The sequence below is a fragment of the Pseudomonas oryzihabitans NBRC 102199 genome (genome assembly GCF_000730625.1).
GTDB classification, from domain to species: domain Bacteria; phylum Pseudomonadota; class Gammaproteobacteria; order Pseudomonadales; family Pseudomonadaceae; genus Chryseomonas; species Chryseomonas oryzihabitans.
In genome coordinates this window covers 238337-256587 of the sequence record NZ_BBIT01000014.1, presented here as the reverse complement: position 1 = coordinate 256587, position 18251 = coordinate 238337, and the positions used below count along the sequence as shown (strand labels likewise).

17 protein-coding genes are annotated in these 18251 nt (G+C 67.0%); 6 read left to right on the top strand and 11 right to left on the bottom strand.

Annotated features, from left to right (window positions below; genetic code table 11):
• Positions 1 to 18: 18 nt before the first annotated feature.
• On the bottom strand, positions 19 to 651 hold the full coding sequence (locus POR01S_RS16890; RefSeq protein WP_027600255.1) for a 2OG-Fe(II) oxygenase: 633 nt from the start codon (positions 649 to 651) through the stop codon (positions 19 to 21).
• A gap of 179 nt (positions 652 to 830) precedes the next feature.
• On the opposite strand from POR01S_RS16890, the gene POR01S_RS16885 reads away from it, so the two are divergent.
• Complete coding sequence (locus POR01S_RS16885; RefSeq protein WP_007162085.1) at positions 831 to 1568, top strand: DUF2059 domain-containing protein; 738 nt, start codon at positions 831 to 833, stop codon at positions 1566 to 1568.
• Between the two features lie 6 nt (positions 1569 to 1574).
• Here the strand turns inward: POR01S_RS16885 and bipL are convergent, their stop codons facing one another.
• A complete protein-coding gene (bipL, locus tag POR01S_RS16880; RefSeq protein ID WP_042137181.1) occupies positions 1575 to 2513 on the bottom strand; it encodes a phospholipase BipL in 939 nt (312 codons plus the stop codon).
• Positions 2514 to 2695: 182 nt separating this feature from the next.
• Here bipL and POR01S_RS16875 point away from each other — a divergent pair, with 182 nt between their 5' ends.
• Genes POR01S_RS16875 through POR01S_RS16860 form a run of 4 tightly spaced genes read left to right on the top strand, consistent with a single transcriptional unit; the run spans position 2696 to position 7433 of the window.
• Complete coding sequence (locus tag POR01S_RS16875; RefSeq protein WP_042137179.1) at positions 2696 to 3166, top strand: MarR family transcriptional regulator; 471 nt, start codon at positions 2696 to 2698, stop codon at positions 3164 to 3166.
• 3 nt (positions 3167 to 3169) lie between these two features.
• On the top strand, positions 3170 to 4624 hold the full coding sequence (locus POR01S_RS16870) for an efflux transporter outer membrane subunit (RefSeq protein ID WP_007162088.1): 1455 nt from the start codon (positions 3170 to 3172) through the stop codon (positions 4622 to 4624).
• Between the two features lie 16 nt (positions 4625 to 4640).
• On the top strand, positions 4641 to 5852 hold the full coding sequence (locus POR01S_RS16865; protein WP_007162089.1) for an HlyD family secretion protein: 1212 nt from the start codon (positions 4641 to 4643) through the stop codon (positions 5850 to 5852).
• 54 nt (positions 5853 to 5906) lie between these two features.
• The gene (locus POR01S_RS16860) at positions 5907 to 7433 is read left to right on the top strand and encodes a DHA2 family efflux MFS transporter permease subunit (protein ID WP_042137177.1); all 1527 of its coding nucleotides are present in this window, start codon (positions 5907 to 5909) and stop codon (positions 7431 to 7433) included.
• A gap of 169 nt (positions 7434 to 7602) precedes the next feature.
• On the opposite strand, the gene POR01S_RS16855 is transcribed toward POR01S_RS16860, so the two are convergent.
• The 3 genes from POR01S_RS16855 to POR01S_RS16845 all read right to left on the bottom strand — a co-directional run bounded on the left by POR01S_RS16855 (position 7603) and on the right by POR01S_RS16845 (position 9861).
• Positions 7603 to 7977 (bottom strand): c-type cytochrome, encoded by a 375-nt coding sequence (locus tag POR01S_RS16855; RefSeq protein WP_042137175.1) that lies wholly within the window; start codon positions 7975 to 7977, stop codon positions 7603 to 7605.
• Positions 7974 to 8786: a bifunctional DNA-formamidopyrimidine glycosylase/DNA-(apurinic or apyrimidinic site) lyase gene (gene mutM / locus POR01S_RS16850; RefSeq protein ID WP_042137173.1), complete on the bottom strand. Its 813-nt coding sequence runs from the start codon at positions 8784 to 8786 to the stop codon at positions 7974 to 7976. Before mutM ends, POR01S_RS16855 begins: the two co-directional genes overlap by 4 nt.
• Positions 8787 to 9036: 250 nt before the next feature.
• A complete protein-coding gene (locus POR01S_RS16845) occupies positions 9037 to 9861 on the bottom strand; it encodes an HDOD domain-containing protein (protein ID WP_161796604.1) in 825 nt (274 codons plus the stop codon).
• Positions 9862 to 10081: 220 nt separating this feature from the next.
• On the opposite strand from POR01S_RS16845, the gene POR01S_RS16840 reads away from it, so the two are divergent.
• Positions 10082 to 10621: a type 1 glutamine amidotransferase domain-containing protein gene (locus POR01S_RS16840; RefSeq protein ID WP_027600250.1), complete on the top strand. Its 540-nt coding sequence runs from the start codon at positions 10082 to 10084 to the stop codon at positions 10619 to 10621.
• A 331-nt stretch (positions 10622 to 10952) separates the two neighbouring features.
• On the opposite strand, the gene POR01S_RS16835 is transcribed toward POR01S_RS16840, so the two are convergent.
• From POR01S_RS16835 to cpdA, 6 genes are all read right to left on the bottom strand, one after another.
• A complete protein-coding gene (locus POR01S_RS16835) occupies positions 10953 to 11543 on the bottom strand; it encodes an LON peptidase substrate-binding domain-containing protein (RefSeq protein ID WP_007162095.1) in 591 nt (196 codons plus the stop codon).
• An 88-nt stretch (positions 11544 to 11631) separates the two neighbouring features.
• Entirely contained in the window at positions 11632 to 12339 is a 708-nt protein-coding gene (locus tag POR01S_RS16830) for a PqiC family protein (protein ID WP_042137171.1), read from the bottom strand.
• A gap of 85 nt (positions 12340 to 12424) precedes the next feature.
• Positions 12425 to 14677 (bottom strand): DNA topoisomerase IV subunit A, encoded by a 2253-nt coding sequence (gene parC, locus POR01S_RS16825; protein WP_027600248.1) that lies wholly within the window; start codon positions 14675 to 14677, stop codon positions 12425 to 12427.
• A 124-nt stretch (positions 14678 to 14801) separates the two neighbouring features.
• Entirely contained in the window at positions 14802 to 16700 is a 1899-nt protein-coding gene (parE, locus tag POR01S_RS16820) for a DNA topoisomerase IV subunit B (RefSeq protein WP_042137169.1), read from the bottom strand.
• Between the two features lie 7 nt (positions 16701 to 16707).
• A complete protein-coding gene (locus POR01S_RS16815; RefSeq protein WP_042137167.1) occupies positions 16708 to 17316 on the bottom strand; it encodes a YqiA/YcfP family alpha/beta fold hydrolase in 609 nt (202 codons plus the stop codon).
• Between the two features lie 93 nt (positions 17317 to 17409).
• Positions 17410 to 18216 (bottom strand): 3',5'-cyclic-AMP phosphodiesterase, encoded by an 807-nt coding sequence (gene cpdA, locus POR01S_RS16810; RefSeq protein ID WP_042137165.1) that lies wholly within the window; start codon positions 18214 to 18216, stop codon positions 17410 to 17412.
• Positions 18217 to 18251: the final 35 nt, after the last annotated feature.

Sequence of the window (18251 nt, the reverse complement as noted above, 5' to 3'; positions counted from 1 at the left end):
CCGTCGCCAGTCTACCGCCTAGCCCTGCAGCGGATTGTCGCCACGGCGGCGGAACCAGCCGGTCAGCGACAGCCGCTCGCGGGTGGCCGGCAGCACCTCGTGGGGCAATTGGCCGGACAGGAAGCACACCAGGCTGCCGCCCAGCGGCAGGACATCCTGGTGGCGCTGCTCGTCCAGATAGAGCCGCAGCTCGCCGCCCTGCTCCGGCAACCAGGCGTCGTTGAGATAGAGCACCAGGGAGACCATGCGGCGGTCGTCGTCGCGGAAGCGATCCAGGTGGCGGGCATAGAAGGCACCCGGCGGATAGAGGGCGAAGTGGCTTTCGTAGTCTTCCAGCCCCAGGAACAGGGTGCGGTTGAAGGCCTCGCGCAGGGTGTCCATGAGCTGCAGGTAGCGCTGCACGCCGGGATGCTCATCATCCGGCTCCAGCCAGGCGATATGATCGCCGCGGACGCCTTCGCGGATCAGCGGGCTTTCGCCACGGCCGATACCGGCGCGCTCCAGCTCGCCGCGGGCATGGCGCAAGCGGCATTCGGCGGCCAGTTCGGCGGTGAGGTCCAGGGGCAGGAAGATGCTCTGCCGTGACCAGCCGTGCTCGGCGAGATCGTCGACGATACGTTGCAGCAGGGGATGCTCGGGATGCAGAGCCATCGGGAAAACCGTAGCGGACCGGGCCAGGCCGGCGGGATGCCGAGTGTAAGAGAAGTCGGCCACGGCTGCGCGCCTGCCTTGACCAGGCGACGAATGCCCGGGATGAGCGCCTCGACAGCCAGCCTGGGGTTGCCGACAATGGCGGACTTTCCGGCTCCGTGCCGCTGCCCGAGGTGTCCATGCGCGTTCTGTTCGCTTCCCTGCTTTTCGCCATCAGCCTGCCCGTCCTGGCCGACGATACGGTCAGCCTCTATCAGGCCGCAGGTTGGCCCGAGCAGCGCGGACACTTCCGCGACGCCCTGCAGGCCGCCCAGCAGCGCTACCAGAACAGCCTGCCGCCGGCGCTCTATCAGAGCCTGGTCGACAACAGCAACAAGCGCTACACCGCCGCGGCCATCGACCAGCGCGCCCTGGCCGCGCTGCGCCAGAGCTTGCCGGCAGACGGCCCGGCCCTGCAGTTCTTCCAGTCGCCGGTGGGCCGCAAGGTGGTCGCCGCGGAAATCGCCGCCACCCGCAGCGACCAACTGGCCAAGAACGCCAATGGCGTGCCCCAGATGCAGGCCAGCCCGGCCCGCCGCGCCCAGGCCAAGCGCCTGGCCACCGCCCTGCCCGTACGCGAAGCCGGGGCCGAGGTCAGCGTGGCCCTGGCAGGCCTCGCCGCCGACAGCCTGAGTTCGATGCTGCCGGGGCTGATGGGACAGCAGCAGTCCGGCGGCATGATCGAGCAGCAGCGCCAGAGATTCATCCAGCAGATGAATGCCGGCGACCTGGAAAACACCCTGCTCTATGTCTATCGCACCCTGAACGACAGCGAACTCGGCCAGTTCGCCGATTTCGCCAGTTCGGCCAATGGCAGCGCCTACTACCGCGCCGCCGTGGCGGCCCTGCGCGCCGGTCTGGGCGGCGGCGGCCAGTAGGACGGCTCAGGCGAGACGGTCGTCCAGCCAGCGGAAATAGCGCTGGCGCAGGGCTGCGGTCTCGTTGACCAGATGGTGCCGCGCTTCCGGCAGGCGCAGCACCTCGGGCCGCGCGAACTTGGCCTCCAGCACCCCCAGGTTGTGCCGCCAGTCGACGGTGAAATCCTGCTCGCCCTGGATCACCAGCGGGCGGCGGGAGCTGGCCGGTGCCCCCTCCAGTTGCGGAATCCAGCGCGCCAGGGCGCCGACCCATTGCGCGGGTAGCTCGCGTGGCTGCAGGCCGTCCTGCTGCAGGAATTCGAGAAAGGCCGGATCCCCGGAATTCACCGAGAAGCGCCGCGGCAGGGCGCGCACGAAGGGCTTCACCAGCCGATAGGTCCACAACCCCTGGCGCCAGGCATGGGGCCTGACCAGGGGCGCCAGCAGGATCGTCTCGCCCAGTTCGGGAGCGGGCTCACCGCGCAGCAGATAGTCCAGCAGGATGGCGCCGCCGGTGCTCTGGCCGAGCAGGTGCCAGGGCCGCGGCAGGTCCAGGCGCCGCGCCTCGGCGATCAGGGCCGTCAGGGTGGCCTGGTATTCGGCGAAGTCGTTGATGCTGGCGCGGGCCCCGCTCGACAGGCCATGCCCGGGCAGGTCGCAGGCCAGCACCGCCAGCTGCCGCGACAGCGCCCAGTCCACCACGTGGCCATAGAGGCCCATGTGATCGTAGTAGCCGTGCAGCAGCAGCAGGCTGCCCCGCGGCTCGCGCGGCCACCAACCCTGCACGGCGAGCCGGTAGGCACCGGCGGCCAGCGCGCCCAAGGCCACGGTCAGCTCCGGCCGCGCGTGGCTGTCCGCGAGGCGGTAATGGGCGCGATAGCCCTGGTGGTCGAGATCCGGCGGCAGGTCGTGGCGCAGGGGCACCAAGGCCTGGCGCAGTCGGTCTAGATCGAAGAGAGGGTTCATGGTTCGGTTCAGTCTGAAGTAGCCACCATGATCGGCGTCCGGACAGCCGTGGCACAAGCGTCTGCCAGCAGACTTTTCCAATTGTTTCAAAATGCGCAACTCTCCCCTGCGCAAAGGTGTCTGAATATTTCACTGCCTAGGCAGTATTCTGGATACGCTTGATTGCCTGGGCAGATACTGCAATGTCACATTTCGACCGTAGCAATTTTCCGCTGCGCAATTCCGTAGGCCATTTGATCCACCTCGCGAACCAGTACAAGGATCGCGTGCTGGACAGTCACCTCGCGCCCTACGACATCACCGCTGCCCAGTTCAAGGTGCTGTTGCTGCTCGCCCGCGACCAGACCGACACCCCGGCCGAACTCAGCCGCTGCCTGTCCCTCGACAGCGGCGCCATGACCCGCATGCTCGATCGCCTGGAAGCCAAGGGCTTGCTGCGCCGCGTACGCAGCCTCAGCGACCGCCGCCAGGTACGCCTGGAACTGACCGAACAGGGTCAGGCCCTGAGCAGTGAACTCATGCAGATCGGCGTGGACGCGCTCAACGACCTGACCCACTGCCTGGATCGCCAGGAACTGGATGACCTCGAACGCCTGCTGCGCCGCCTGCTCAGCCCCTCCGGCCTGCTGCCGGAGTCCTCTGGAGACCTCTGACCCATGACCTTTCGCCTGCCATTGACCGCCCTCTGCGCCGCCCTGCTGCTGGCCGGCTGCGTGTCGTCCGAAGGGCTGCACACCCAGGGGCGCGCCGTGGATCCGGCGACGCTCAAGGGCGAAGCCACCTTTGCCAGCGATCGCCTCTCCCCCGCCCAGTGGCCGAGCGCCGACTGGTGGACCCGGCTGGGCGATCCGCAACTCGACAACCTGATCCGCGAGGCCCTGCGCGACAGTCCCTCGCTGCAGGAAGCCGATGCGCGCAGTCGCCAGGCCGATGCCGCGGTGCTCGCCGCCGACGCCGATCGCTATCCGCAGATCGACGCCAATGGCGGTGTGACCCGTTCGCGCCTGGCGCGACCGGACGATCCTCTCGGTCAGGGCGACCGCTACAGCACCCTGCGCCAGTTCGATGTGAGCGGCAGCTACAGCTTCGACCTCTGGGGTGGCCAGCGCGCCGCCTGGGAAGCCGCCCTCGGTCGCGCCCGCGCCGGCGAGGTGGATCGCCAGGCCGCACGCCTGACCCTGGCGGCCAACGTCAGCCGTGCCTATAACCAGCTCGGTCTGGCCTACACCAGCCTGGACGTGGCCCAGCAGGACCTGGAGCGTACCCGCGGCATGCTCGACCTGGCCCAGCGCCGGGTCGACGCCGGTCTCGACAGCGACTACCAGCTGCAGCAGACCCAGAGTCTGGAAGCGAGCGCGGCAGCCTCCCATACCGCCGCCGAGCAGCAGGTGCGCAGCGCCCAGATCCGTCTCGCCGTGCTGCTGGGCAAGGGGCCCGACCGGGGCGCCGAGATCCCGCGACCCAAGCTGATCGCCCCCGCCGCGGTGAATCTGCCGGCCCAGCTGCCCGCCGAACTGGCCGGGCGCCGTCCGGACCTGATCGCCGCCCGCTGGCGCGTGGAGGCCGCGAGCAAGGACATCACCGCGAGCAAGACCAACTTCTATCCCAATCTCAACCTGACGGTGGCGGCCGGCAGCAAGGCCATCCTCGGCGATGCCCTGTTCGGCGCACCGGCGCGCTTCTTCAACGTCGGTCCGGCACTGTCGCTGCCGATCTTCGACGGCGGTCGCCGCCGCGCCGATCTGGCCAGCCGGGACGCCGACTACGACCTGGCCGTGGCCCAGTACAACCAGACCCTGGTGCAGGCGCTGGGCGACATCGCCGACGCCATCACCCGCCAGCGCTCGCTGGACCAGCAGATCGTCGAGCAGCAACGGGCCCGCGACATCGCCAAGAGCTCCTTCGACATCGCCATGCAGCGCTATGGCGCCGGCATCGGCAACTACCTCGACGCCCTGACCGTCGAGCAGCAACTGCTGCAGGCCGAGCGCCAGCTGGCCAGCCTCCGGGCCGATCGCATCGACAGCGGCGTGCTGCTGATGCAGGCCCTGGGTGGCGGCTTCCAACCGTCCAACCTGCCGCCGGCACCCGCCGCCGCGGCCACACACTGATACCGAGAGCCCGACCATGGCCGATTCCGCCGCAACCCCCAACGACAATGCCCAGGAGCAGAAGCCGCAGCGCTCCGGCAAACGCAAACTCTTCCTGCTGCTCCTGCTGCTGGTGGTGATCCTGGCCGGCGTGGGCGTCTACTGCTACCACCTGTTCTATGGCCGCTTCCATGCCAGCACCGACGACGCCTACGTCAACGGCAACCTGGTGCAGATCACGCCCCAGGTCACCGGCACCGTGACCCGCATCGCCGTGGACGATGGCGACTTCGTCCGCCAGGGCCAGCCGCTGGTGGAGTTCGATCCCAGCGACACCGCCGTGGCCCAGCAGAGCGCCGAGGCCAACCTGGCCAAGACCGTACGCCAGGTGCGCGGCCTGTTCAGCAACGTCGACAGCTACAAGGCCCAGGTGGCCGCGCGGCGCGTCGAGGTCGAGCGCGCCCGTGCCGACTACGCCCGCCGCCAGCAACTGGCCAAGGGCGGCGCCATCTCCAAGGAAGAACTGGCCCATGCCCGGGATACCCTGGTGGCGGCGCAGAGCTCCCTGACCTCCGCCCAGCAGCAGCTGGATACCAACCAGGCGCTGGTGGACGACACCGAGATCGCCTCGCACCCGGACGTCAAGGCCGCCGCCGCCCAGCTGCGCCAGGCCTACCTGAACCACGCCCGCAGCACCCTGGTGGCGCCGGTCAGCGGCTATGTCGCCAAGCGTTCGGTACAGGTCGGCAGCCGCGTGCAGCCCGGCGCGGCGCTGATGGCCGTGGTGCCCCTGGACCAGATCTGGATCGACGCCAACTTCAAGGAAACCCAGCTGGCCGAGATGCGCATCGGCCAACCGGTGGAAATCCATTCCGACCTCTATGGCGACGACGTGCGCTATCGCGGCGTGGTGGAAAGCCTGGGCGTGGGTACCGGCAGCGCCTTCTCGCTGCTGCCGGCGCAGAACGCCACCGGCAACTGGATCAAGATCGTCCAGCGCCTGCCCGTGCGGATCCGCCTGGAAGGCGACAACCTGGACAAGCACCCGCTGCGCATCGGCCTGTCGACCGTGGTCGACGTCGACCTGCACGACCAGGACGGTGCCCGCCTGCCCACCACCACCCCGCAGCAGCCGCGCTACAGCACCGACGTCTACGACCATCAGCTGGCCGAGGCCGATCAGCTGATCCAGCAGATCGTCCACAACAACGGTCCGGCCGCCCGCGCCGCCGGCGTCGCCAAGCGCTGACAGCCAAGGAGGCTCCCTGGCGAGCCTCCCCGTCCACCCTTCTGGTAATCCGTCATGAGCGATAACGCCTTTCGCCCGGCGAGCCTGGTGCTCGCCACGGTGGGCCTGTCCCTGGCCACCTTCATGCAGGTGCTCGACACCACCATCGCCAACGTCGCCCTGACCACCATTTCCGGCAACCTCGGGGTGAGTTCGGAACAGGGCACCTGGGTCATCACCGCCTTTGCCGTGAGCAACGCCATCGCCCTGCCGCTGACCGGCTGGATGGCGCGGCGCTTCGGCGAGGTCAAGCTGTTCATGGCCGCCGTGGTGCTCTTCGTCATCACCTCCTTTCTCTGCGGCATCGCCACCTCCATGCCGGAGCTGGTGATCTTCCGCGCCATGCAGGGCTTCGTCGCCGGCCCGCTCTATCCCATGGCCCAGACCCTGCTGCTGGCGATCTTTCCAGCGGCCAAGCGCGGCATGGCCCTGGCGCTATTGGCCATGGTGACGGTGGTGGCGCCCATCATCGGCCCCATCGCCGGCGGCTGGATCACCGACAACTACAGCTGGCCGTGGATCTTCTTCATCAACATCCCCATCGGCATCTTCGCCACCCTGGTGGTCTGGAGCCAGCTGGGCAAGAAGCCGGAAAAGCTGGTGCACCAGCCCATCGACTATGTCGGGCTGATCCTTCTGGTGCTGGGCGTGGGCGTGCTGCAGGTGGTGCTGGACAAGGGCAACGACCTGGACTGGTTCGAATCCAACCTGATCTGCCTGGGCGCCGCCTTTTCCGCCGTGGCCCTGACCGCCCTGGTGATCTGGGAACTGACCGACAAGCACCCCATCGTCAATCTGCGGCTGTTCCGCTATCGCAACTTCAGCTGCGGCACCCTGGCGCTGGTACTGGGCTATTCGGGCTTCTTCGGCATCAACCTGCTGCTGCCCCAGTGGTTGCAGACGCAACTCGGCTACACCCCGGTATGGGCGGGCCTCGCCGCGGCGCCCATCGGCATCCTACCGGTGATCCTTTCTCCGCTGGTGGGCAAGTTCGCGCACAAGACCGATCTGCGCCTGCTGGCCGGTGGCTCCTTCCTGGTGATCGGCGCCTCCTGCTTCATGAGAGCCACCTTCAACAACGAAGTGGACTATCGCCACATCGCCGAGGTGCAGACCTTCATGGGCCTGGGCGTGGCGCTGTTCTTCATGCCCACCACCAGCATCCTGCTGTCCAGCCTCAAACCCTCGGAACTGGCGGACGGCGGCGGTCTGGCGACCTTCCTGCGGGTCCTGGGTGGCAGCTTCGCCTCCTCCCTGACCACCTGGCTGTGGCAGCGGCGCGCCATCCACCACCATGCCCAGCTGACCGAGGACGTGACCCCCTACAGCCCGGCCACCCAGCACTACCTGGACACCCTCGGCGGACCGTCGCAGCAGGCCTATGCCCAGCTGGACAAGGTGGTGGAAGGCCAGGCGTACATGCTCTCCACGGTGGACTACTTCACCCTGCTCGGCTGGATCTTCATGGGGCTGTTCCTGATCATCTGGCTGGCCAAGCCGCCCTTTGCGGCCAAGCCGGGCGCCGGAGGCGGCGACCACTAGGAACCTGTTCACGATCTGCTGCGCGTCGGCTAAACGGCGTTGAAAACGGCTTCGGAATGCTCATTTACCACTCGTAAACTCGAGCGCGAGCCCGGTCCGCTTCCTCAGCCGTTTTCGTGGGGCCGCCCAGGCCTTGTTTATCTCTAGCTCGCGAGATCGTGAACAGGTTCTAAGGAATGCTGTGCTGGGTCTGCAGGTAGTCGGCGATGTCGCCCAGATCCTCGACATCGCCGATGCCCCAGAATCTCATCTTGGTCCCCGGCACCTTCTGTTCGGGATCGCGCAGAAAGGCCGCCAGGGCCTCGCGATCCCAGGCGAAGCCGGCATTGCGCATGGCCTCAGAGTAGTTGTAGCCAGCCAGACTCCCGGCCTGACGACCGAAGAGGTCATTGAGCTGGGGGCCAAAGCCGGACTGGGCGCCCGGCCCCACCGAATGGCAGTTGTGGCAGCGGCGCAGGAAGAGGTTGCGGCCGTTGTCGGCATCCGCCCAGGCCGCCTCCCCGCCCAGCAGCGTCAGCAGGACCACCGCGGCCAGGGTCTTCATCGCTGGCACTTGCGGCAATAGACGCTGGCGCGCTGGCCGAGGCGGATCTCCTGCAATCCCGTCCCGCAGACCTTGCAGAATTCGCCCTTGCGACCGTAGACGAACAATTCCTGCTTGAAATAGCCCGGCGCCCCGTCTCCGCCGATGAAATCGCGCAGGGTGGTGCCGCCACTCTCGATGGAGCGCTCCAGCACCTTCTTGATCTCTTCGGCCAGGCGCTCGTAGCGCGCCCGGGAAACGCTCCCGGCGGCGCGGCGGGGATCGATACCGGCGGCGAACAGTGCCTCGGCGGCGTAGATGTTGCCCACCCCCACCACCACGGCGTTGTCCATGATGAAGGGCTTGACCGCCATGCTGCGTCCGCGCGACAGCTCGTACAGCCGACCGCCGTCGAAGGCCTCGGTCAGGGGCTCGGGGCCCAGCTTGCTGAGCAGCACATGGGCATGGGGATCCTGGGTCCAGAGCAGCGCGCCGAAACGCCGGGGATCGGTGTAGCGCAGCGACAACCCGGATTCCAGCTCGATGTCGACGTGCTCGTGCTTGGCCGGCGGCTGGTCGGCCGGCACCAGGCGCAGGCTGCCGGACATGCCCAGGTGGCCGATCAGGGTGCCGCTCTCGGCGCGGATCAGCAGGTACTTGGCCCGCCGCTCGACGGCCTCGATGCGCTGCCCGGAAAGGCGTACATCCAGGTCCTCGGGCACCGGCCAGCGCAGCCGGCCATCGCGGACGATGACCCGGCGCACGCGCTGACCGACGACATGGGGCGCGATGCCCCGGCGGGTGGTTTCGACTTCAGGTAATTCGGGCATGAGGATCCAGGGGCTTATTTCAGAGATTTGGCTTAAAAGGCGCCGAGCGAAGGTCAGGCAAGGCGCAACGACCAACGGGAGTAACAGCCGAAGGCTGGCCCGAAGGGTGAGCGCCAGCGAATCAAAACAGCGAGGAAGCGGACCGGGCTCGCGCACGAGTTTACAAAGCGTAAATGAGCATTCCGACCGGGCTGGCGAACCAGCTGGTTTTCAACGCCGCATGGCCGAGCGCAGGCCCTTTTAACCAAATCTAGTAATTGATCCGACCGCTGCCCATTTCAAGGATGGTCTCCTTGAGCGACTCGAAGTCGTACTCGGACAGGCCGACGTGATCCAGCACCCGCGGGGCGATGGCCTGCCACTCGTGATCCTCGTCCTGGCCACCGAGGGCGCGATAGCAGCCGCAGATGTGTTCGGCCATCTTCAGCAGGGCCAGCAGATTCTTGATCTGGATGTCGGTGGTCGACTCCTCGTCAAAGACCGACTGGGCGTTGTGGTGGTTGGCGATGGCCTGGCCGACGTGCTCCGGCAGGCGCCAGGAGCGGGAGATGAAATAGCCCACCACGGCGTGGTTGGTGCTGAAGATGCGATTCTCCACATCCACCACCCGTACCTGCTCGTTGACGCTGGCATAGGCCTCTTCCAGCACCGCCATGTAGTTGGGGAAGCGCTTGAGCATCAGCGGGATGCCGCAGTTGTGGAACAGACCCAGGGCGTAGGCCTCGTCCGGGGTCGGATAGCCGGTCTTCTTGGCCAGGCTCAGGCAGGTCTCGGCCACGTCCTGGGCGGTGTCCCAGAAGCGGTTGAGGATGACGATGGTCTCGTCGGTGAGCTCGCCCTTGATCGACTGGGCGTTGATCAGGTTGATGACCGACTGGCTGCCCAGCAGATTGACCGCCCGCTGGATCGAGGTGATGCGATTGCTGAGGCCGAAATACGGCGAGTTCACCAGCTTGAGCAGGGCACCCGAGAGCCCCGGGTCCTGGCCGATCAGGCGCGAGATGACCTTGAGATCGGGGCTGGGCATGAGCTGTTCGAGTTGCAGATCCACCATGATCTGCGGCTGCGGGGGAATGCTGATGCCTTGCAGGGCCTGACGGATCTGCTCCTCGGTCAGCTGAGGGGACGCTTGGGACATGGGGACTACTCTGCGATGGATGTCGCAAATTTACTGCGCACCGCCCGGCGATGCCATCGGGCGCGACGAAGGAACTTCGGGGAGGCAAAGCGGGACGGACTAGAGAGCGCTGGCAAAAGGCTAGCCCGACCGAATGTCCATAGAGGTATGCGCAACCATGGCTACATCCCTGAACGGCAAGAAAATCGCCATCCTGGTCACCGACGGCTTCGAGCAGGCCGAACTCACCGGCCCCAAGCAGGCGCTGGAGCAGGCCGGCGCCCAGACCCACATCATCTCCGCCGAGAGCGGCGAAGTGCGCGGCTGGGACGGCACCGAGCCGGCCGACAGCTTTCCGGTGGACCTCACCTTCGCCGCGGCCAATGCCGGTGACTATGACGCCGTGCTGCTGCCCGGCGGCGTGGTCAACGCCGACACCATCCGCATCGACGAACAGGCCCAGCAGCTGACCAAGCAGATCGCCGACGCCGGCAAGCCGGTTGCCGTCATCTGCCACGGTGCCTGGCTGCTGATCTCCGCCGGCCTGGTGCAGGGCAAGACCATGACCAGTTGGCCGTCGCTGACCGACGACCTCAAGAATGCCGGCGCCACCTGGCAGGACCAGGAGGTCATCGTCGATGGCCAACTGGTGAGCAGCCGCAAGCCGGACGACATCCCGGCCTTCAATCGCGAGTTCATCAAGCTGCTGGCAGGCTGAGCCATCGAGACTGGCACTTTGATCTCATAAGACTGAACTTATGGCAAAGTGCCAGGGTCTTATCCAGTGCCCCCAAAGCACTTTTAGCCCGCCCTGCCCGGCGGGCTTTCTTTTGCCCGGCGTTTGGCCCGGAGCCTGTTCAGAATCTTGCGAGCTAGAGCCAAACAAGGCCTAGGCGGCCCCGCAAAAACGCCTGAGGAAGCGGATCGGACCCGCGCCCGGGTTTACATAGGGTAAATGAGCATTGCGACGGGGCCGCCCAGGCGGGGCTGGCGATCCAGGGTGTTTTCAACGCGGTTTGGCCGACGCGCAGCAGATTATGAACAGGCTCTTAGGCCTGGAAATCACCTTGCAAATCCACCAGATGGCGCTCGATGTCGGCCAGGCGCTGACCCTGGTCGCTCAGGCCCAGCCATTCGAGCTTGAGGTGCGCCTCGAACGGCAGCAGATAGGCCAGCTGGCAACCCAGGGCCTGGCGGTCGGCGACTTCGCCCCCCATGTCCAGGCTGGCGACCATGGGGTGCTGGGCCAGGGCCACCAGCAGCGCCATGAGATCGGCGTCGCCATCGCGCAGCGGCTGGGGCTCGGTCTCCGGAAGCCACTCCACCTCCCCCACCACCAGGTGGTCGGGTTGCTCTTCCTGGCTCAGCAGGCGAAAGCGCCGTCCGCCTTCGATGCGGATACCCAGCAGGCCATTGCTCTGCTGCTGCCAGTCGCGGATCAGCGCCTCGCAGCCGTAGGCGCCCAGGCGATTCGGCGCGGCACCGGTCTCGCGGCCTTCGAGGATGGTCACCACGCCAAAGCTGCTGCCCTGCTTGAGGCAGCGGCCGAGCATGTCCAGGTAGCGGGCTTCGAACAGCTGCAGGTCGAGGCGGCAGCCGGGAAACAGGGTGGTGTTGAGCGGAAACAGGGGCAGCGTCATGAAACCTCCAGGGCTTGAGGGTCCTGCTGGATAGAGCGTCGCGCGCCGCCGAAGGCTCCCGCGCGGCGACGCGCGGGAGCCTTGCGGATCAGAAGCGATAGACCTCGGCGCCGGTGCGGATGGGCACCACGGCCGGCAGCGTCGGCCGGGCCTGGGCCTCTTCCACGAGTTTCTTCGGCTCCTTGCGCGCCACTTCGCTGTCACGCCGGCCGCGCTGGGCGACCTTGGTGAGATCGGTGGCCAGCCGCGCCGACAGCTGTTGCAGCAATTCGCTCTGGGCGCGCACCTGGGCCGCGCGATCACCTGCATGACGAGCCTGCAGGTGGACCACCTCGGTGTCCAGCAGACGACCCTGGCCGTCGCGCAGTTGCCAGCTGGCGTTGAGGGCGGCAGGCGCCTGGTCACCGGCATCGAGGCGGGTCACCACCAGTTCCACTCGGTACTGCGGATCGAAGCCGGCGGGTTGTTCACCCACCACCACCCGACCGCTGTTGAGGCGACCGGCGAGCTGGCGCTGCAGCAACTGGCGCACGTTGGCGTCGAGCGGCCCGGCCCAGTGATCGCGGGTGGTCTTGAGACTGCCGTCGGGCTGGCGTTCCAGCAGGACATCGCGCTGCAGGTAGTCGGCCAGCTGCAGGTTTTCGATCCACACGGCAAGACCACGCTCGCTGCTCGCGGGCGTACGCGCATTGCCGCCATCGAGCTGATAGTAGTGGCTGGGGCCGAGGCTGGCACAGCCACCCAGGCCGGCCAGCAGGCCAACGAGCGCCAGCCTGGCGAGACACATCCGTTTCATCGAGGCTCTCTCTCGACGGGCGCCACGGCCCGGCGAGTCCTGGTCGAAAAAATCCGGGCTATGCTAGCGGCTGACCGCGGGCGGCTCAAGCTTCCACCTGCAGCGAGTCCACCCGCTGGAAGCCCCGCGGCAACTTGTTGCCGCGCCGACCGCGCTCGGCCCGGTAGTGCTCCAGATCGCTGCCCTTGAGGGTATAGGGCCGTTTGCCGGCCTGCAGCGTGAGGGAGGCGCCGGCCGGCACCACGGCCAGGTCGACCACGTATTCCTCGCGCTTGGCGACCCGCTCGCCAGGGATGGAAATCAGCTTGTTGCCCTTGCCCTTGGCCAGTTGCGGCAGTTCGCTGATGGCGAACACCAGCAACCGTCCCTCGTTGGTGACCACCGCGAGAGAGGTGTCCTCCAGGGACGCCACCGGCTTGGGCGGCAGCACCTTGGCACCGTTGGGCAGGCTGATCAGCGCCTTGCCGGCCTTGTTCTTGGCCTGCAGGTCCTCACCCTTGACCACGAAGCCGTAGCCGGCGTCCGAGGCCATGACATAGAGACCACTGTCGTCCGGCAGCAGCAGGCATTCGAAGCTGGCGCCCGGCGGCGGCGTCAGGCGGCCGGTCAGGGGCTCGCCCTGGCCACGCGCCGACGGCAGCGAATGGGCGGCCACCGAATAGCTGCGCCCGGTGGAATCGATGAACACGGCGAACTGGTTGGAGCGACCCAGGGCCGCCGCCTTGAAGCCGTCGCCGGCCTTGTAGGACAGCCCGGTCGGATCGACGTCGTGGCCCTTGGCCTGGCGCACCCAGCCCTTCTCGGACAGCACCACGGTCACCGGCTCGGTGGGCATGAGCTCGGTTTCGGACAGGGCCTTGGCTTCGGCACGCTCGACGATGGGCGAGCGACGCGCGTCGCCATAGGTCTCGGCGTCCTTGATCAGTTCGTCGCGGACCAGGTTGCGCAGCTTCTTGTCGCTGCCCAGCAGGGTCTGCAGGCGCTTCTGCTCCTTGAGCAGCTCGGCCTGCTCGCCACGGATCTTCATCTCTTCCAGCCGCGCCAGTTGGCGCAGCCGGGTTTCCAGGATGTAGTCGGCCTGTTCCTCGGAGAGCTCGAAGCGGGCCATCAGCGCCTGCTTGGGATGCTCCTCTGTGCGGATGATGTGGATCACCTCGTCCAGGTTGAGGAAGGCGACCAGCAGGCCATCCAGCAGGTGCAGGCGGCGATTGACCTTGTCCAGGCGGAACTGCAGGCGACGGCGCACGGTGCCGATGCGATAGATCAGCCACTCCTGGAGGATCTGCCGGAGGTCCTTGACCTGGGGCTTGCCGTCCAGACCGATGACGTTGAGGTTGACCCGATAGCTGGACTCCAGATCGGTGGTGGCGAACAGGTGCTGCATCAGCTCGTCGGCATCGATGCGATTGGAGCGCGGCACGATGACGATGCGGGTCGGATTCTCGTGGTCCGACTCGTCGCGCAGGTCGGCCACCATGGGCAGCTTCTTGGCCTGCATCTGGGCGGCGATCTGCTCCAGCACCTTGGAACCGGAGACCTGGTGCGGCAGCGCGGTGATGACCACGTCGCCGTCCTCGCGGCGGTAGACGGCGCGCATGCGCACCGAGCCGCGACCGGTCTCGTAGATCTTGCGCAGGTCGGCCCGCGGCGTGACGATCTCGGCCTCGGTGGGGAAGTCCGGACCGGGCACGTGTTCGAGCAGCTCGGGAATCCCGGCGATGGGGTCGTCCAGCAGGCGCACGCAGGCGGCGGCCACCTCGCGCAGGTTGTGCGGCGGGATGTCGGTGGCCATGCCCACGGCGATGCCGGTGGTGCCGTTGAGCAGCAGATTGGGCAGGCGTGCCGGCAGCACCGCCGGCTCGTTCAGGGTGCCGTCGAAGTTGGGTACCCAGTCCACGGTGCCCTGCCCCAGTTCGCTGAGCAGCACCTCGGAATAGCGCGACAGCCGCGCCTCGGTATAGCGCATGGCGGCAAAGGACTTGGGATCGTCCGGCGCGCCCCAGTTGCCCTGGCCATCCACCAGCGGATAGCGATAGGAAAACGGCTGGGCCATGAGCACCATGGCTTCGTAGCAGGCCGAGTCGCCGTGGGGGTGGTATTTACCGAGGACGTCGCCCACGGTACGGGCGGACTTCTTGTGCTTGGCGTCGGCGTCCAGGCCCAGTTCGCTCATGGCATAGACGATGCGGCGCTGGACCGGCTTGAGGCCGTCGCCGATGTGCGGCAGGGCGCGGTCCATGATGACGTACATGGAGTAGTTCAGGTACGCCTGCTCGGTGAAGTCGGCCAGCGAACGGCGTTCGACGCCATCCAGGCTCAGGTCGAGGGGTGCACTCATGGGAGTCCTTTGGGGTTACGTCTTTGATCGGGGCCTTGCCTTATCGCGGCCATGGGCCGCTCCTACGAGCGCTTGATACATCTGTAGGAGCGGCCCATGGCCGCGATAAGCACAGCCAACATATTTAGATCAGCACTTCAGCGCGGTCGCCCTTGGATTCCAGCCAGCTCTTGCGGTCGCCGGATCGCTTCTTGGCCAGCAGCATGTCCATCATCTCGAGGGTGCCGGGCACGTCTTCGAGGGTCAGCTGTACCAGGCGGCGGGTGTTGGGATCCATGGTGGTCTCGCGCAGCTGCAGCGGATTCATCTCGCCAAGGCCCTTGAAGCGGGTGACCTGGGGCTTGCCGCGCTTCTTCTCCGCGGCCAGGCGATCGAGGATGCCGTCGCGCTCGGCTTCGTCGAGGGCGTAGTGGACCTCCTTGCCGAGGTCGATGCGGTACAGCGGCGGCATGGCCACATAGACGTGGCCGGCATCCACCAGGGGCCGGAAGTGCTGCACGAACAGGGCGCACAGCAGGGTGGCGATGTGCAGGCCGTCGGAGTCGGCATCGGCGAGGATGCAGATCTTGCCGTATCTCAGGCCGCTCAGGTCGGCGCTGCCCGGATCGATGCCGATGGCCACGGCGATGTCGTGCACCTCCTGGCTGCCCAGCACCTCGCTGCCGTCCACTTCCCAGGTGTTCAGGATCTTGCCGCGCAGCGGCATGATGGCCTGGAATTCCTTGCTGCGCGCCTGCTTGGCGCTGCCGCCGGCGGAGTCGCCCTCCACCAGGAACAGCTCGGAGCGCATCGGGTCCTGGCCGGCGCAATCGGCCAGCTTGCCAGGCAGCGCCGGGCCTTGGGTGATCTTCTTGCGCTCGACCTTCTTGCCCGCCTTGAGGCGGCGGCCGGCGTTGTTGATGGCCAGCTCGGCGATCTGCTGACCCAGTTCCGGATGGGCATTGAGCCAGAGGCTGAAGGCGTCCTTGACCACCCCGGCGACAAAGGCCGCGGCCTCGCGGGAGGACAGTCTCTCCTTGGTCTGGCCGGAGAACTGCGGCTCCTGCATCTTCATCGAGAGGACGAAGGCGATGCGCTCCCAGACGTCTTCCGGGGCCAGCTTGAGGCCGCGCGGCAAGAGGTTGCGGAATTCGCAGAATTCACGGATGGCGTCCAGCAGGCCCTGGCGCAGGCCGTTCACATGGGTGCCGCCCTGGGCGGTGGGAATCAGGTTGACGTAGCTTTCCTGCACCGACTCGCCGCCCTCGGGCAGCCAGAACAGCGCCCAGTCCACCGCTTCCCGGGCCGAAGCCAGGCTGCCGTGGAAGGGCGCCTCGGGCAGCCGCAGGGCGTCGCCCACGGTGTCGATCAGATAGGATCTCAGCCCGTCTTCGTAATGCCATTCGCTGCGCTCGCCGCTCGCTTCGTCGAGAAAGCTCACCGCCAGACCCGGGCAGAGCACCGCCTTGGCCTTGAGCACGTGCTTGAGGCGGCTGACGGAGAACTTGGGCGAATCGAAGTACTTGGGGTCCGGCCAGAAGTGCACGCTGGTGCCGGTATTGCGCTTGCCGACGCTGCCGACCACGGCCAGTTCGCTGGCCTTGAAGCCGTCGGCGAAGGCCATGGCGTATTCGTTGCCCTCGCGCTTGACGCGCACCTCGACGCGGGTCGACAGGGCGTTCACCACCGAGATGCCCACGCCGTGCAGGCCGCCGGAGAACTGGTAGTTCTTGTTGGAGAACTTGCCGCCGGCGTGCAGCTTGGTCAGGATCAGCTCGACGCCGGAGACACCCTCTTCCGGATGGATATCCACCGGCATGCCGCGACCGTCGTCGATCACCTCGAGGGAGTTGTCGGCGTGCAGGATCACCTGCACCTGGCGCGCATGACCGGCCAGGGCCTCGTCCACGCTGTTGTCGATGACTTCCTGGGCCAGGTGGTTGGGCCGGGAGGTGTCGGTGTACATGCCAGGGCGCTTGCGCACCGGATCGAGTCCGGAGAGGACTTCGATGGCGTCGGCGTTATAGGCGTTCTGCGTGGCCATGGGGTCTCTATTCGAAGGTGTTGAAATCCAGCTCGCGCCAGAGCGCCGGGTCGAAGCCGGCCAGCTCCAGCAACAGAGGCAGCTGGCGATGGAAGCCCTGGAAGCCGTGGTCGCCGCCCTGCTCGATGCGCAGGGTACAGCCGCCGTAGTAGCGCTCGGCGTCCCGGTAGTCGAGGGTCTCGTCGCCGGTCTGCAGCCAGACGTGGAAGCGTTCGGGATCCGCCGGCGCCGCGACTTCCTGCGCCCGCATGGCGTCGACGTGGGCCTCGGTGAGGATCCAGCTCTCGCCGGTATGGTGATTGCGCTGGGGGCCCAGGTAATGCTCCATGAAGCGCCAGGGCCGGACCGCCGGGTTGATCAGCACGGCCTTGAGCCCGTGGCGCTCGGCCAGGACGGTGGCATAGTAGCCGCCCAGGGAGCTGCCGACCAGCAAGGGGGCGTCCAGCTCGGCCAGTTCGCGCTCCAGGAGGGCGAAGGCGGCGTCGGCATCGTTGGGCAGCGCCGGGGCGCGCAGACGGTCCGCCAGGCCCAGGCGGGTCATGCAGGCGGTCAGCTGCCGTGCCTTCAGGGACGCGGGTGAGCTGTTGAAGCCATGGATATAGAGGATCGACGGCATCGGGCCGCTCCTACTGGATAAATAAACAGGTAAAGAATAACCCGTTTCGACCCTCGCGACCAAGGCTGCCGACCGGCGTCAGCCCCGACAGCCCTAGTAGCCCGCGGCGCTGTGATCCACAGTGAAGGCATGCTGTTGCAGGCGCGAGACACCGGTTTCCAGGTTGCCGTCGGGCAGCAGGCGTAACCAGCGATAGCCCGGGGCCTGATCGCCTGCCTTGAAGTCCTCGCTGCCCGGCTCGAATTGCAGACCGGTGGAAGGCGAGGCCAGCAGGCGCACGCCGTTGCGCAGCTGGTCGAACTCCTGGTGGATATGCCCCCAGAGCACCACCTTGACCTGGGGATGGCGATCCAGCACGGCAAACAGCTCGTCCGCCCGGTGCAGGCCCAGGGGCTCCATCCAGCCACAGCCAACCGGGACCGGATGATGGTGCAGGCAGATCAGCGCCGGACGCTCGGGCGCGGCGCTCAGGGCCTCGTCCAGGGCGACCAGCTGCGCCTGCTCCAGTTCGCCGAACACGCAACCGCGCACGGTGCTGTCAAGCAGGATGAGGCGCCAGGCGCCCAGGTCGGTGACCGTCTCGAGGAAATCGCGATCACCACAGGCCTTGGCCATGGGCGCGTTCTCGTCGTGGTTGCCGGCCAGCCAGCGCATCGGCGCGGCCAGGGGCTCGGTCAGCTCGCAAAAGCGCTGGTAGGAGGCCACGGAGCCGTCCTGGGAGAGGTCACCGCTGGCCAGCAGCAGATCGATGCGTGGCTGCTCCCGCACCACCTGGGCGACCACCTGTTGCAGGCTGGCGGCCGTATCGATACCCAACAACCGACCGTTGGCACGCGCAAACAGATGACTGTCGGTCAATTGGATGACGAGGGGAGCGTTGACACTATCCGGCAAACTCACCAAAGCCTCCTAGGCATAAGGGGACAACGAGCGCA